Here is a 14,626-nt window from a genome sequence, read left to right on the forward strand (position 1 = left end):
GCGCTCTACGGGGTAGCGGGCTGCGGACGTCCCGAGACATCCGCAGACGCGAGAAGGAGAGCGCCATGGAACTGACCACTGCGGCCGGACAGTCCGGCTCCCGCCCCACGCGTCTGCTGACCGCCACCTGCGAGGATGCATGGTTCCGCTGCCCGTCGTGCCGAACGGACCTCCTGCGCCTGCCGTGGGTCCTGGACCTGCCCGGGACGACGGAGACCGTCACGATCGACGTCTGGCCGGCCGGCGTCCGCGCCCCCTACGAGCTGCCGGTCGTGCCCCGGCTCGGGGTCCGGCAGATCGCGGCGATCCTCGGGCGGACGATCCGTTCCACGTACGCCCTCACCCAGGACTTCGACGACGCCGGACTCCGCCTCCCGGGCCGGGACCTCTTCGTCCGGACGGTCCCCTTCTTCGAGTGGCTTCACAGCCACCCGCGGCTGCGGTCCCGGGCGGAGACGCTGGCCGACCGAGACCAGAGGCGAGAGGCCAACGGCGGGATCCTGCGCCCCGGACCGCGTTCGAATCGGCGCCAGCTCACCGGGGATCGAGGAGTCGCACTCGCTCACTGACGCCACCGGTAAGCCGGACCCGTAGAAACCACCCACCGAGCGTCGGCCTCGTCGCGGCTGCTGGACTGCCGGCAGACCGCGACGACGTCGCCGAGTCGTTCATAAGGCTGACCCCGGCATTCTGTTCAGCGTCATCTACGCCACGGGGAAGTAGTCGAGATCAACGATCCGCCACCATCGCGATCGATATGAGCCTCATCGCCCAAGACCAGTTCCCCGGTTCCGCGAACGCCTCGACGAGGCGCGCGACACCGCCATCGGCATCCTCGGCCGGACGGCGGACGACGTGAAGCCCATCGAGACGAGCGGGTCCACGATCGGCCGCGTGACCCGGATCGACGCGATCCAGATGCAGGGGATGGCGCAGATGAGCCGGGCGCAGCGCCACCCAGGCCCCGAGGCCCGTCGCCCCGGCGGCCACGACGAGCCCGCCCGAGCCGGCACCGATCACGACGATGTTGTACTTCTCCACTTCCCGCTCCTCCGCCCACTTGGATGCCAGTCCGGTCGTCGTCGTTTCGTCCGGCCGTGGTCTCGGACAAGCCGAGGGTCCTGACTTCAGGGCCGAAGCCCCTCGCCGGCCTCCTCCTGGGTCCGCCCGTCGCGGATGTGGTAGATGCGCTCGAAGGTCGGGATGATCTTCTCGTCGTGGGTGACGACGATGATCGCGGTCTGGTACTGCCCGGCCATCTTCTCGAGGATCCGGATGACGGCGAGCGCCCGCTCGCTGTCGAGCGGGGCCGTCGGCTCGTCGGCCAGGATCACCGGCGGCCGGTTCACGAGGGCCCGGGCGATGGAGACGCGCTGCTGCTCGCCGCCGGAGAGCTGCGCCGGCATCGCGCGCGAACGGTGGTCGACGTCGAGCGCCGCGAGGACCTCGTGGGCCCGCTCGCGCGCCTCGCGGTCCGGGACGCCGGCGAGCATCGGGAGGAGCGCGACGTTGTCGGTCGCGTCGAGGAACGGGATGAGGTAAGGCGCCTGGAAAACAAAGCCGATCTTGTCGCGCCGGAGGGCGCGCAGGTCCCGGATCTTCCAGCCGTCGTCGTAGATGACCTCGTCGCCGAGCGTCATGCGGCCGCCCGAGGGCTCGATCACCGCACCGAGGCACTTGAGCAGGGTGCTCTTGCCGGAGCCCGAGGGGCCGATGAGGCCCACGACCTCGCCGGGGGCGACCTGGAGGTCGACGCCCCTGAGGGCGTCGACGGCCGTCTCCCCCGCGCCGTAGCGCTTGCGCAGCCCCTCGATGCGGATGCCCGTCGCCCGCGCGTCAGCCACCGATCGCCTCCGCCGGGTCGACCCGGAGCGCGGCGCGGATCGCGAGGGCGCTCGAGAGGACGCAGATCACGACGACCGCGACGAAGCCTCGCGCCGCGTCGCCCGGCACGAGCAGGACGTACTTCGGGAACGCCGGGGCCCAGAACGTGGCTGCGATCTTTCCGACCACGAAGCCGAGTACCCCGAGCGCGAGCGCCTGCTGGAGGATCATGCCGGCGATCGTCCGGTTCCGCGTCCCGAGGAGCTTGAGGACCGCGATCTCGCGGATCTTCCCGAGCGTCAGGGTGTAGATGATGAAAGCGACGATGGCCGCGCTGACGATTGCGAGGATGACGAGGAACATCCCGATCTGCCGGGCGGACGTGGCGATGAGCTTGCCGATCAGGATCTCCTCCATCTCGGCCCGGGTGTAGACCTCCAGCCGCTTCCAGCGCCGGATCGCGGCGGCGACCTCCTCGGGGCTCTCGCCCGGGCGGACCTGCACGAGGACGGCGTTCACCGAGGAGTTCGTGTTCTGCGACGCGATGACCGCTTCGAGGAGGCCGGGGACCGAGGGCCGGTTGAAGGCCGGGTTCGCGGCCGTGCGCCGGCGCTGCTGCACGATGGCGTCGTTGTCCTTGAGGAACTGCGCCTCCTGGGCGTCCTTGAGCGGGATGAAGACCATCGGGTCGCCGCCCGAGGAGACCATCCGCCGCGTCAGCCCGACGACGAGGTAGTCATTGCGGCGGATCCGGATCCGGTCGCCGAGCGCAAGCCCCGAGGCGGCGTCGGCGACGGCCTCGTAGTGGCTGCGCGTGATCTGCCGCCCGGCGATCAGGTAGCCCGGCTGGCCCGGCTCGCCCGGACCTCCCGGCACGATGCCGACGACCATGGCGCGGACGTCGCGGTCGCCGTGGCCCACCTGCATCGTCAGGTAGGTGACGTTCGCCGCGCGGGCGACGCCGGGCATGCCGAGGATCCCGCGGTAGAGGTCGTCGGGCAGGCTCGAGGGCTCGGCGTAGGGGCCGAGCGTGTCCTGCTGGACGACCCAGAGGTCGGCGCGGCTGTTGTCGAGGAGCACCTTGGCGTCGTCCACCATCCCGCGGTAGACGCCGGCCATCGTCAGCGTCACGCCGATGAGCAGCCCGAGCCCGACGCCCGTGAAGACGAACTTGCCCCAGGCGTGCCGGATGTCGCGCCCGGCGAGGCTGATCACCGCGCCGCTCCGGGAGCCGGTCGACGACCTTGATGCGGGTCCCCGCGTCGATCGCCCGGCGGCTGTGGACGACGACCCGGGCGCCCGCCTCGAGCCCTTCGAGGACCTGCACCCGCCCGTCGAGGTCGGTCGCGCCCAGCTTCACCGGCGCGAAACGGAGGTCCCCTCCCTCGACGACCCACACCCCGGCCTTGTCGCCGACGCGCTGGATGCTGGCGTTCGGCACCACCGGGGTCGCGGGGAGGGGCGGGAGCGCGACGGTGACCTCGGCCAGCTCTCCGACGGAGGGGGGCGGATCGGGGAGGGAGTCGAAGACGACTTTCACGAGCGTCTCCTCGGTCACGGCGTCGGCGACCGGCTCGAGACGCAGGACCGTCCCGGTCTGCTCCTGGGCGCTCCTCGAGCGCAGGACGATCCGGGCCGGCAGCCCGGCGCGCAGGCCGGAGGCGAGGAGATGCTCGACGCGGGCGTTGATCCAGAGACTGCCGGGTTCGATGACCTCCACGACCGCCTGGCCCGCGACGACCGTCGTCCCCGGGTCGACGCCCCGCGCCACGACGAGGCCGGCGACCGGGGCGACGAGCCGCAGCTGGGAGCGCTGCCTCTTCAGTCCGTCGCGCTCGGCCCGCGCGCGGGTCAGCTCCTCGCGTGTGGCTTCGAGGTGCGCGGCGGCCGCCGCGCTGCCGGCGGCGGACATCCGGCTGTCCTGGCGCCTCGCCTCGGTCGCCTCCCGGCTGACGACGAGCTCCGTCGCCAGCTGCTCGTAGCGCCGCTCCTGGGCCTCGGCGAAGGCGCGGTGCGCGGCGGCTTCCCTCACCTGCGCCTCGGCGACCCGGGCCTCGGCCTCGGCGCGCCGGATCGCCGCGTCCTGCGCCGCGAGGCGCTGGTCGAGGTCGACGGGATCCATCTCGCCGAGCACCTGGCCGGCCGCGACCCGGTCGCCCACCTCCACGTCGACGCGAAGGACGCGCCCCGGGACGGTCGGGCCGATCCGGTAGGTGTAGCGGGCCTCGACCGTTCCGATCCCGAAGAGCGCCGGCGCGATGGCCCGGCTCTCGACCTCGGTGACGGTGACCGGGACCGGCGCGAGGGGGCCGGACCGGAGCGCGACCCAGACGAAGAGGACGAGGAGCGTCCCCAGGACGGCGACGAGGGCCGCCGTGCGGCGGCTGAAGGGAAGCGGGCTCATCGTGACCTCCGGATTCCGCGGCGATAGAGGGCGAAGGCGGCCGGGGCCCCGGAGCGGATTCGCCCCGGGTCTCCCGCGAGGAGCGACTGGATGACGAGGCCCTGGATCGTGCCGACGAGCTGGGTGACCGCGGCGGCCGTGTCCACCTCCGCAGCGATCTCTCCCCGGGCCTTGCCGGCCTCGACCAGGGCGGTCAGCCGTTCGCCGTATTGCGCCATCAGGGCCCTGGCCTTCCGCTTGGCGGCCGTGTCCTCGCCACGCTGCAGCTCGCCGAACAGCATCCGCGGCACGCCGGGGTGGAGGACGACGAACTCGACGTGCGCCGCGAACGCGGCCTCGAGGGCGGCGAGCGGCGAGGCGACGCCTCGCGTCGCCTCGTCGACGCGCGCCAGGAGCTGCTCGGCGACCCACCCGATGACGTCCTCCCAGATCTCGTCCTTGGTCCTGTAGTGGCGGAACAGCGCTCCCTGCGTGAGATTCATCCGGCTCGCGATCGCCGCCGTCGTCAGCTCGCTCGGGTTCTGCTCTGCGGCGAGCTCGACGACCGCCCGGACGGTGACGGCCCGGCGCTGGTCGGCAGGAAGGTGTCGGGTCGTGGGGGTTCTTGTCTTCTTCATAAAGCTAGTAATCAATTACTAGCATGACCCCACGGGAGCCCTCTGTCAAGGACTCTCTCCCGGAGGTGTCGCCCCCCGGTCGACCGGTCTCCGCCTATGACACCCGTCATATCCCTCTCCCGAACGCGGACGTAGCGTCCGAGCGGAGACCATTCGAAAACGGAGAGGAGAGAACGCCATGAAATCGTTCCGGGCCGTCGCCCTCTGCTTCGCTGCCGCCCTCCTGGCAGCAGCCACCGGGGTCTCGGCCGCCGAGACGAAGCCGCCCAGCGACTGCGTCACCTGCCACGTGAAGACGGGAATCACCGGGAGCGCCCTGCGCGACTTCTCCATGTCGAAGCACGCCGCGCAGGGGATGTCGTGCGACGACTGCCACCTGAAGGGCGACGTCACGAAGAAGACGAGCGCCTGCGAGAAGCCCGGCGTCGTCACGTCCGTCTCGGCGAGGGTCTGCGCCGAGTGCCACGGCGAGCAGGTCGCCCAGTTCGAGAAGGGCAAGCACGCGAAGGCCTGGCTCGCCCTCACGGCCATGCCGACGACGAAGGACCAGCCGAAGGCGATGATGGACGGGATGAAGGGGTGCGGCGGCTGCCACCGCATCGGCTCCGACGGCGGCAAGTGCGATTCCTGCCACACCCGCCACACCTTCTCCGCCGCCGAGGCGCGCCGCCCCGAGGCCTGCGCCACCTGCCACATGGGCTTCGACCACCCGCAGTGGGAGATGTACTCGACCTCCAAGCACGGCATCCTCGTCACGCAGAACGCCTCGAAGTGGGACTGGGAGAAGGGGCTCGGCGACTGGTTCAAGGACCCTGCGAAGGCCGATGCCACGACGCCTCGCGCGCCGACCTGCGCCTTCTGCCACATGCCTTCCGGCGACCACGGCGTGAGGACCGCGTGGGGCTTCCTCGCGCTGCGCCTCCCGGAGGACGACAAGGAGTGGATGGCCGACCGCGTCGAGATCCTCAAGGCGCTCGGCGTCCTCGACAAGGACGGCAAGCCGACGGCGCGCCTCGACGTCGTGAAGGCCGGCGACCTCGCCCGCCTCTCGAAGGAGGACTGGGACAAGGAGCGGGGCCGGATGGAGGCGCAGTGCACGAAGTGCCACGCCCCCGCCACGGTCAAGGCCGAGCTCGGGAAGGCCGACGAGATCGTCCGCGCCGGCGACCGGCTGATGGCCGAGGCGATCCGCGAGGTCTCCGGCCTCTATCGCGACGGCATCCTCGCCGAGCCGAAGGACCGCCCCTTCCACGTCGACCTCCTCCGCTTCTACGAGGTCGAGCACCCCATCGAGCAGAAGCTCTACGTCATGCTCATGGAGCACCGGATGCGGAACTTCCAGGGGGCGTTCCACATGAATCCCGACTACCAGCACTGGTACGGCTGGGCCGAGATGAAGCGCGACCTCGCCGAGATCAAGGCCGAGGCGAAGGCCCTCCGCGCCGAGCACGGAAAGAAGGCGGCGGCCGGCCCGAAGCCGGCTCCCGCCACGGCGAAGAAGGCGGGCTGACCTGCCGGGCCGCGGGACCGCGCTTCCCCACCGAACCCCTCGAGGGGCCGCCCGCCGGGCGGCCCCTTTTTTGCGGGCCGGCCGCGCCCGTCATGACGCGTACCGGTGCAGAGCGCCTCAGCAGCGCGTCGGCGACCCCTCCCGCTGGTAGAACCAGCCGTTGACGGCGAGGGCGCCCAGGGCGACGACGGCCATCGCCGTGTAGGCCCAGGCGGGGCTCCCGAACCGCTCGATGCACCAGCCGAGGAAGAGGGGCGGGAAGAAGCCGCCGAAGGCGCCGACGCACGAGACGATCCCGATGACGGCCCCCGCCTCGCGCGGGTTGACGGTCGGGATGATCTTGAAGACCGAGCCGTTCCCGAAGCCGGAGGCGGCGCAGATGACGAGGATCGTCGCGAAGAAGCCGTCGAACGACTCGGGACGCAGGAACCGCGTCAGGCTGAAGCCGCCGACCGCCATGACGCCGATCGCGATCGCCGTCATCCTCCCCGCGCCGAAGCGGTCCGCGGCCCACCCGCCGGCGGGGCGCATCAGCGTCGCGATGAGCGGGGCGAAGGGGGCGTAGAGGAGCGGGTTCGGGGCGCCGCCGGGGGCGTCGGCGAAGACCGACTGGATGATGAGGGGGAGCGAGGCGCCCATCGCCACGAAGCAGCCGAAGGTGAGGAAGTAGAGCGCCGAGATCGTCCAGGTGTGGAGGTCGCGCGCGACGCCGAGCTGGGAGGCGATCGTCTTCGGCTTCATCGGGAAGTCGCGGGTCCCGAACCAGACCGCCGCCGTGCAGAGGAGGATGACCGGGATCCAGACGAAGGCGGCGTTCTGGAGCCAGACGTCCTGCGTCCCGCCCGCCTTCAGCCTCAGGGAAAGCGACCCGCCGCCGAGGGCGCCGAAGAGGCCGGCGGCGATCACGACCGGGACGAGGAACTGCGCGACGGTGACGCCGAGGTTCCCGAGGCCGTTGATCCCGAGGGCCGAACCCTGCTTCGACTTCGGGAACCAGAGCGTGACGACGGCCATGGAGGTCGCGAAGTTCGCCCCGGCGATGCCGGTGACGGCCGACCAGAAGAGGAGGACGCCGAACGGCGTCGACGGGTCCTGCACGGCGATCCCCGTGCCGATGCAGGGGACGAGGAGGAGGAGCGTCACGGCCGCGAGCGTCCGCCGGCTCCCGAAACGGGAGACGAAGACACCGTAGGGGATCCGGAGGATGGAGCCGAGGATGACGGGCGTGGCAGTGAGCCAGAAGCGCTGCCCCGGCGAGATCCGGAAGCCGGCGTCGGGGAGCTTGATGGCGATCGCCGACCACATGAACCAGACGGCGAAGGCCAGCGTGAGGGAGACCGCGCTGATCGCGAGCGTCCGCCAGGCGAGCGCCGCGTCGGGGAAACTCTCCGCCGCGGGGCGCACCGCGACCGCGCGGATCGGCCGCGGCAGGTAGCGGAGGGACGCGGCCCCGGCGAGGAAGAGGACGAGCGAAGCCATGAAGGCGGGCCAGACGATCGAGCGGTCCCCACCGAGCGCGGTGTTGAGGCCGGCGGTCAGGAGCCAGACCTGCAGCGAGACGATGAGGACGAGGAGGAGGATGACCCCGAGGAGGACGGTGTTCGTCTTCGTCGGGTGCGACTGCTCCTGGGCGCGGCGGAAGTCGGTCATGCGCCCTCCGTCTCCCGGCGCGACCGGCGGGACGAGCCACACCTCGTCGCCGCGGACCTCCACGGGGAAGGAGCGGAGGGGCCTCGGCGGGGGCCCCTGGAGGACGGCCCCGCTCAGCGGGTCGAACGCCCCGTTGTGGCAGGGGCACTCGATCTTCCTCGAGCCGGGGTCGAAGAAGACAGCGCAGGAGAGGTGGGTGCACTTCTGCTCGAACGCGCGGAAGAGCCCTTCCTCGAGGCGGATCAGGATCCCCGGCTGGTTCAGCCCCGGGATCGTGAACGACGTCATCCCGCCGACGGGGATCTCGGAGAGGGCCGCGAGGCGGACCGGCCCGGGGATCGCCGCGGGGGGAAAGAGGGCGTCCTTGGCCGCGACCCAGCCGCTCCCCACGGCGAGGCCGCCGGAGGCCAGGACGAGGAACTTTGCGAACTCGCGCCGCGAGACGTGCTGAGCCTCGACGCGCTCGAGGGGGAAGTCGACCTCCCACGCCGGGCGGGCGGGAAGGTTCTCGGGGCGGTCGGTCATCGCGCGTCCCCTCCGTCGACGACGAGCTCGGTCGAGCCCTTCGGCATCATCACGTTCACGCGCGTCCTCACGCGCTGCAGGCCGAAGCGGAACTCGTTCACGGGCGAGCTGTTCGGCCGCATCCCGGCCATCCGCTCGCGCGTCCCGTAGAAGAGGGCGCCGCTCGGGCAGACCGTCGCGCACATGGGCCTTCGCCCCGCGCTCGTCCGGTCGTAGCAGAGGTTGCACTTCATCATCAGCTTCATCGCCTCGACCTTCTTCGGGACGCCGAAGGGGCAGGCGAGGACGCAGTTGCTGCAGGCGATGCAGCGGGCGGCGTTCGCCGAGTGGACGACGCCGAGCTCGTCCCTCGCGATCGCGTCGGCGGGGCAGACGCGCGCGCAGGTCGGCTCCTCGCAGTGCATGCAGACCTGGACGGCGGTCTGCGGGCTCTCGGCCCGGTCGACGTAGTCGACGTGGATCATCGCGAGCTGTCCGTTCGTCTCGCACTCGGCACAGGCCATCTCGCAGGCGTGGCACCCGATGCAGCGCTGCGGGTCGAGGAAGAACTCCTCGTGGCCCCGGTAGGCGGTCGTCGTCATCGCGCCTCCCGCCTCAGACGCTCGCGAACGCCTTCGCCTCGGCGGCGGAGGGCGCCTTGCGGCCCGTCGGCACGAGCCGGCAGGCGCTCACCTTGAACTCGGGGATCTTCGAGACGGGGTCGAGGTTCCCCGAGGTGAGGAGGTTCGCCGACTTCCGGCCGGGCCAGTGGTACGGAACGAAGACGGTGTCCTCGCGGATCGTCGTGACGAGCTGGGCCGGGAACTCGGCGGCGCCGCGCCGCGTCTCGACCCTCACGAGGTCGCGGTCGGTGATCCCGAGAGTCTTCGCGAGCGACGGGTGGATCTCGAGGAGCGGCTCGGGGTACTGCTCGACGAGCTTGCCGATGCGACGGGTCTGCGTCCCCGAGAGGTACTGCGAGACGACCCGGCCCGTCGTCAGGATGACGGGGTAGTCGGAGTCGGTCACCTCGCCCGGGTCGCGGTAGCGGACGGCGTTGAAGTGCGCCCTTGCCGTCCGGCGTCGCGAACTTGCGGTCCTCCCAGAGGCGGGGCGTCCCGGGGTGGTCGATGGACGGGCAGGGCCAGAAGACGCCGAGGTTCGCCTCGATCTTCTCGTAGGTGATGCCGAAGTAGTCGGCCGTCCCCCCCTTCGAGGCGGCGCGCAGCTCGTCGAAGATCCGCTGCGCCGTGAAGAGCGACCCCTCGCGCGTCCCGGCGAGGGGCGCCGGGGCGGCGAAGTCGAAGAGCTCGCCCTTCCCGAGGCGGCGGGCGAGGTCGAGGAAGATGTCCGTGTCGCGCCAGGCGCCGTCCGGCGGGTCGATCGCGGCCCGGATGCGCGTGACGCGCCCCTCGGCGGTCGTGACCGTCCCCTCCTCCTCCTCGTGGAGCGACCCGGCGAGGACGACGTCGGCGTGGCGGGCCGTCTCGGAGAGGAAGAAGTCGATCACGGCGAAGTACTCGAGCTTCTCGAGGGCCTCGCGGACGAAGTTCGCGTTCGGGAGCGACACGAGCGGGTTGAAGCAGATCGAGAGGAGCCCCTTGATCTCGCCCCGGTGGATCGCCTCGACGATCTCGTAGGCCGAGAGCCCCTTCCCCGGGATCTCCGGCTCCGGCACGCCCCAGACGCCGGCGATCCACTCCCGGTGCTTCGGGTTCTCGATGTCGCGGTTGCCGGGGAGCTGGTCGCACTTGTGGCCGTGCTCGCGCCCCCCCTGGCCGTTCCCCTGCCCGGTGATCGTCCCGTAGCCGCAGAAGGGCTTGCCGATCCGCCCCGTCGCCAGGACGAGGTTGATCGCCGAGACGACGTTCTCGACCCCCTTCGTGTGGTGCTCGATGCCGCGGGCGTGGAGGAGGAAGCTCGTCTTCGCCTTCCCCCACCACTCGGAGGCGGCCTCGATCTTCCGCCGCGGGATGCCGGTCACCTCCTCGGCCCAGGCGAGGTCGTAGCCCTTCACCGCCTCGACGGCCTCCTCGAAGCCGGAGGTGTGGTTCGCGATGAAGTCGTGGTCGAGCTGGTCGCGGTCGACGAGCTGCTTGAGGATCGCCCCGAAGAGGGCCGAGTCGCGGCCGGGGCGGACGGGGAGGTGGAGGTCGGCCGTCCGCGCGAGCGGCGTCATCCGCGGGTCGACGACGATGAGCTTCGCGCCGTTGTCGCGGGCCTGCCAGATCCAGTGGGTGAGCGTCGGGAAGGTCTCGCTGACGTTCGCCCCGGCGACGAGGATCACCTCGGCCTTCGCGAGGTCCTCGTAGGTGTTGCTCGCCCGGTCGAGGCCGAACGCCTTCTTGTTCCCGGCGCCGGCGCTCACCATGCAGAGCCGGCCGTTGTAGTCGAGGTTCCGCGTGCCCAGGGCGAGGCGGGCGAATTTCCCGACGAGGTAGCTCTTCTCGTTCGTCAGCGAGACGCCGGAGAGCATCGCGAAGGCGTCCTTCCCGTGCTTCTCCTGGATCCGCCGGATCTCGGAAACGGTGCGGTCGAGCGCGGCGTCCCACGACACCGGGCGGAACCCCTGCCCCTCGACCCTCTCGAGAGGGGAGAGGAGCCGGTCGGGGTGGTTGTTCTGGAGGTACCGCTGGACCCCCTTCGGGCAGAGGCGCCCCTCGTTGAACGGGAACTCCTCCCACGGGTCGAAGCCGACGATCCGGTTGTCCTTGACGAGGAGCTTGATGCCGCACTGCATCCCGCAGAAGCAGCAGTGGGTCGGGACGACGCGGTCGGGCTCGTCGCGGCCGGGGAAGCCCTCCTTCGGCGGGAAGCCGAGGCGCGGGCCGAACTGGGCGACGAGGGCGTCGGGGGATACGGGAAGGCGTGCCATTTCGTTCCTCTCAGCCGAAGAAGGCGCCCGATTCGTTGCGGGCGGCGAGGTGGGCCTTCGCGAGCGCGGCCCGCTTGCCCTGTGGGGAGAGGTCGAGGTGCGAGCCGCCCCCGGTGAGGCGGTAGTCGTAGCCGAGCTCCGACGTCACCTGCTTCAGGTCCTCGACGTGCATCCGGGAGGCGAACGCCTCGCCCGTGTGCGGGCAGACGGCCTGCTCGCCGCCGTCCCCTCGCGCTGGTAGAGCGCGACGCCGAGCTGCGCCGGGCGCTGGAAGACGTGGAAGAACTTCCCGAACGGGAGCCAGAGGAGGAAGAGGATGACCGTGATCGCGTGGCTGATCGCCATGAAGGCGTGCGCGCGCCCCTGCATCAGCTCGTAGTCCCAGGTCAGGCCGAGCCCGGTGACGGAGATCAGGACGAGGAGGACGAGCGGCATCAGGTCCATCTCGAAGGTCTGCGTCGCGATCTGCCCGGCGTCGGTGATCCGGCGCCTCAGGAACCCGAAGACGCCGAGGAGGACGAGGACCGACGACCAGTTCAGGGCGTGGAAGAGGTTCAGCGCCACGAAGCCGCCGAGCGGGAAGTCGAAGGCGTGGAAGCCGAGGAGGTGCGCCTCGTAGACGTCGATCGTGCCCGCTCTCAGCGTGAAGTGGACCCAGCCGAAGACGAGCGGGATCGTGATCGCGAAGGCCGAGAGGCACCCCCACGCGAGGAGGACGTGCGCGAGGCCCCGCTTCGGGCTCCGCCTCCAGATGAAACGCTGGAGCGCGAGCTCGTCGACGAAGCGGCGGAGGAGCTCGGCGAGGTAGACGGGGAAGCGGCGGGAGAAGAGGAGCCGCCAGCCGGCCCGCCAGTAGAGCCGGGTCGGCGGCCGCTGGAGCCAGACGGCGTAGCGGTAGACGATCCCGAACGCCGCGAAGAGCGTCGCGAAGAGGTAGGCCGCGAGAGCCCCGTCGAAGTTCTGGAGGTTCCGCGAGCCCGCGACGACGGACGCCGCGAGGAGGGCCGAGGCGAGGAGTGCCCAGCCGAGGGCGCGGATATTCAGCGTCGAGAGCATGCCGGGACACTACGTATTCCCGTCTCGAATGAGAAGGGACGAGGGCGCCGCGGCATGACGGCAGTCATGCCGGCGCGGAGAATCGGTATCCGGGCGGCCCCGACGCGGGCGCGGGCCCGCTCACGGGGCGCCCCCCGGCGTCGGAGAGGCCGGCGTGCCGCCAGACCACCGGGCGTACGCGGACGTGCAGGACGTCTACGCCGCGGTGCTTCTCAAGACCGGTCGCCTGGACGAAGCCCGGTCGGTCATCGAGACGGCGCTCCGGACCTTCGCGGCCAAGCCCACCATCCGCGCCGGGTTCGAGAAGCTCCAGGCCTCCCTCCCGAGCCAATAGCGAGTATTTCGTCCGTCTCGCGAGAGAAACGACTCCATTCCCGCGCTCTACGGGGTAGCGGGCTGCGCGGGATCTGAGCGGCACGCGAGAGTTGTCGCCCGACAGTATCGAGCCGACGAACGGACGATCGCCCCGCCTTCACGAGAGCGCCGCCTCCCCCGCTAGCGGAGCGTCCCGGGCGACGCCCCGCCCCCGAAGCCAGAGCCGGTCGAAGGCGAGCGCCATCCCCGCGAGGACGAGGAGCGAGGCCGCGACGGCGTAGAACGGGATCGCGGGCAGCGGACCCGCCGAGGGCGCGACCATCACGAACGCGTCGAGCCACCGCCCGAGGATGACGACGAGCGCCGCGTGGCCGAGAGCCGTCGGCCGCTTCTTGGCGCTCGCGCCGAGCAGCACCACGAACGGCACGAGGAAGCTCACGACGGGGTTGAGCCAGAAGAGCGCCGTCCAGCCGCCCTGGAAGCGAAGCGCGTAGTACGGGGTCTCCTCGGGGATGTTGCTGTACCAGATCAGGAGGTACTGGCAGAACCAGATGTAGGCCCAGAACGTGGCGAAGCCGAACAGGAGCTTGCCAAGGTCGTGGCGCGTCGCGGCCGACAGCGGCTGGGGCAGCCCACCGCGGGCGTCGAGGAAGAGCGCGACCGCGGTGACGGTCGCGATCCCTCCGAGGAAGGTCCCCGCGAAACCGTAGACCGCGAACATCGTGCTGTACCACTCCGGCTCGAGCGACATCACCCAGTCCCAGAAGGCCACGGAGATCGTGGGGCCGAGGACGAGGAGAAAGCCGACCGACGTCCGGGTGAAGCGCCTGGACGCGCCTGCCTCTCCCGATCCGAGGGCGCGCAGCCGGTCCCGCAGGAGGCCGATGACCCCGGCCCAGACGAGCAGGATCAGGAGGGCCCTCGCGAGGAAGAGGGGGCGGTTGAGCCAGACGGCCTTGGCCGCGAGGAGGTGGTTCGACGCCGCCTCGGGCTGCGCCCATGCGTAGAGCGCGGGGATCCCGAAGAGAAGCGTGAGACCGAGGAGAGCCGCGGGGACCGCGAAAGGTCCCGGCGACCGAGGCCGTCACCCCCGTAGACCGGGGCCCACCACCGGGCCCCGGAGACGCCCTGGATCGCGGCGAAGACCGCCGCTCCGAGAGCGAGCATCAGCCCGAAAAGCGCGGCGGTCAGGAGGCCCGCGAACGCCTGCCGCGGATCCAGGACCGCTCCGGCCACGAGGAGCCCGGCGGCGACGACGCCGAGGGCGCCCGCCTCGAGCGGCCGGGTCCGGAGCAGCCGGGAGAGGGTCCGTTCGGTCATGGCGCCACCTCCGGCGGGACCGCCGGGACCCCCTGGAGCTGCCGCACGTACAGCACCGCCTTCCAACGGTCCTCGAGGAGGACCTGGGCGGCGTGGGACGGCATGATCCCCTGGCCCCGGGTGATGACGTGGACGATCTGCCCGTCCGGGAGCCCCTGCGCGTGCGGCGCCAGGAGGCTCGGCGGGTTCGGGAACCGGCCGATGATCGGACCGTCCCCCTCGCCCTTCGGACCGTGACAGACGGTGCAGACCGTGTCGTAGACCTGCTTGCCGCGCGCCAGCGACTCCGGCCCCGCGACGAACGGGTTGCGCAGCTCCACTCCCGCCCGCCGCGCCTCCTCGGGGCCCGGGCCGTACTCGAACGGGAGCCGCTCGACGGGCACGGTCCCCGCGGGCGGGAGGAAGAGAGACGGGACGCTCTCTCTCATCGGGTTCCGGTCGTACGCGTGGACCACGCCCGAATCGACCATCTCAGGAAGGAACGTCATCCCGGGCCGATCCCCCTCGGCGGAGCAGCCGGCCAGGCTGCCGACGGCGGCCAGGACGGCCAG

Annotated in this window: 12 protein-coding genes and 3 pseudogenes; 3 read left to right on the plus strand and 12 right to left on the minus strand. The window is 71.3% G+C overall.

The annotated features are described in order from the left end of the window. Positions 1-65: 65 nt before the first annotated feature. A complete protein-coding gene (locus tag IPN03_03290) occupies positions 66-569 on the plus strand; it encodes a hypothetical protein (GenBank protein ID MBK9372767.1) in 504 nt (167 codons plus the stop codon). A 160-nt stretch (positions 570-729) separates the two neighbouring features. Here the strand turns inward: IPN03_03290 and IPN03_03295 are convergent, their stop codons facing one another. The 5 genes and pseudogenes from IPN03_03295 to IPN03_03315 form a co-directional block, all read right to left on the minus strand. Next, positions 730-1,041 carry a hypothetical protein gene (locus IPN03_03295; GenBank protein MBK9372768.1) on the minus strand — a complete coding sequence of 104 codons (312 nt, stop codon included), beginning with the start codon at positions 1,039-1,041 and terminating at the stop codon, positions 730-732. A gap of 86 nt (positions 1,042-1,127) precedes the next feature. Then, positions 1,128-1,844: an ABC transporter ATP-binding protein gene (locus IPN03_03300; GenBank protein ID MBK9372769.1), complete on the minus strand. Its 717-nt coding sequence runs from the start codon at positions 1,842-1,844 to the stop codon at positions 1,128-1,130. Further along, positions 1,837-3,039: an ABC transporter permease gene (locus tag IPN03_03305; GenBank protein MBK9372770.1), complete on the minus strand. Its 1,203-nt coding sequence runs from the start codon at positions 3,037-3,039 to the stop codon at positions 1,837-1,839. Before IPN03_03305 ends, IPN03_03300 begins: the two co-directional genes overlap by 8 nt. A 10-nt stretch (positions 3,040-3,049) precedes the next feature. Next, positions 3,050-4,228: pseudogene (locus IPN03_03310) on the minus strand (efflux RND transporter periplasmic adaptor subunit). Next, entirely contained in the window at positions 4,225-4,845 is a 621-nt protein-coding gene (locus tag IPN03_03315; protein ID MBK9372771.1) for a TetR/AcrR family transcriptional regulator, read from the minus strand. The pseudogene IPN03_03310 and the gene IPN03_03315 overlap by 4 nt, the downstream one beginning before the upstream one ends. Positions 4,846-5,023: 178 nt before the next feature. On the opposite strand from IPN03_03315, the gene IPN03_03320 reads away from it, so the two are divergent. Beyond that, positions 5,024-6,355 (plus strand): cytochrome C, encoded by a 1,332-nt coding sequence (locus IPN03_03320; protein MBK9372772.1) that lies wholly within the window; start codon positions 5,024-5,026, stop codon positions 6,353-6,355. A 117-nt stretch (positions 6,356-6,472) separates the two neighbouring features. On the opposite strand, the gene IPN03_03325 is transcribed toward IPN03_03320, so the two are convergent. From IPN03_03325 to IPN03_03340, 4 genes and pseudogenes are all read right to left on the minus strand, one after another. After that, a complete protein-coding gene (locus tag IPN03_03325) occupies positions 6,473-8,530 on the minus strand; it encodes an MFS transporter (GenBank protein MBK9372773.1) in 2,058 nt (685 codons plus the stop codon). Then, on the minus strand, positions 8,527-9,111 hold the full coding sequence (locus IPN03_03330; protein ID MBK9372774.1) for a 4Fe-4S binding protein: 585 nt from the start codon (positions 9,109-9,111) through the stop codon (positions 8,527-8,529). Before IPN03_03330 ends, IPN03_03325 begins: the two co-directional genes overlap by 4 nt. A gap of 13 nt (positions 9,112-9,124) precedes the next feature. Then, positions 9,125-11,384 (minus strand): annotated as a pseudogene (locus IPN03_03335) (molybdopterin oxidoreductase family protein). A 10-nt stretch (positions 11,385-11,394) separates the two neighbouring features. Next, a pseudogene (locus tag IPN03_03340) lies at positions 11,395-12,440 on the minus strand (MFS transporter). Between the two features lie 154 nt (positions 12,441-12,594). Between IPN03_03340 and IPN03_03345 the strand changes: the two are divergent. Then, the gene (locus IPN03_03345) at positions 12,595-12,774 is read left to right on the plus strand and encodes a hypothetical protein (protein ID MBK9372775.1); all 180 of its coding nucleotides are present in this window, start codon (positions 12,595-12,597) and stop codon (positions 12,772-12,774) included. A 138-nt stretch (positions 12,775-12,912) separates the two neighbouring features. Here IPN03_03345 and IPN03_03350 read toward each other — a convergent pair whose 3' ends face one another. The 3 genes from IPN03_03350 to IPN03_03360 form a co-directional block, all read right to left on the minus strand. Next, positions 12,913-13,527 (minus strand): hypothetical protein, encoded by a 615-nt coding sequence (locus IPN03_03350; GenBank protein ID MBK9372776.1) that lies wholly within the window; start codon positions 13,525-13,527, stop codon positions 12,913-12,915. A 137-nt stretch (positions 13,528-13,664) separates the two neighbouring features. Next, positions 13,665-14,075, minus strand: a complete 411-nt coding sequence (locus IPN03_03355) for a hypothetical protein (protein MBK9372777.1) — start codon at positions 14,073-14,075, stop codon at positions 13,665-13,667. Beyond that, on the minus strand, positions 14,072-14,563 hold the full coding sequence (locus IPN03_03360) for a cytochrome c (protein ID MBK9372778.1): 492 nt from the start codon (positions 14,561-14,563) through the stop codon (positions 14,072-14,074). Before IPN03_03360 ends, IPN03_03355 begins: the two co-directional genes overlap by 4 nt. Between the last annotated feature and the right edge of the window lie 63 nt (positions 14,564-14,626).

It is taken from the genome of Holophagales bacterium, from assembly GCA_016719485.1.
Taxonomy (GTDB): domain Bacteria; phylum Acidobacteriota; class Thermoanaerobaculia; order UBA5066; family UBA5066; genus UBA5066.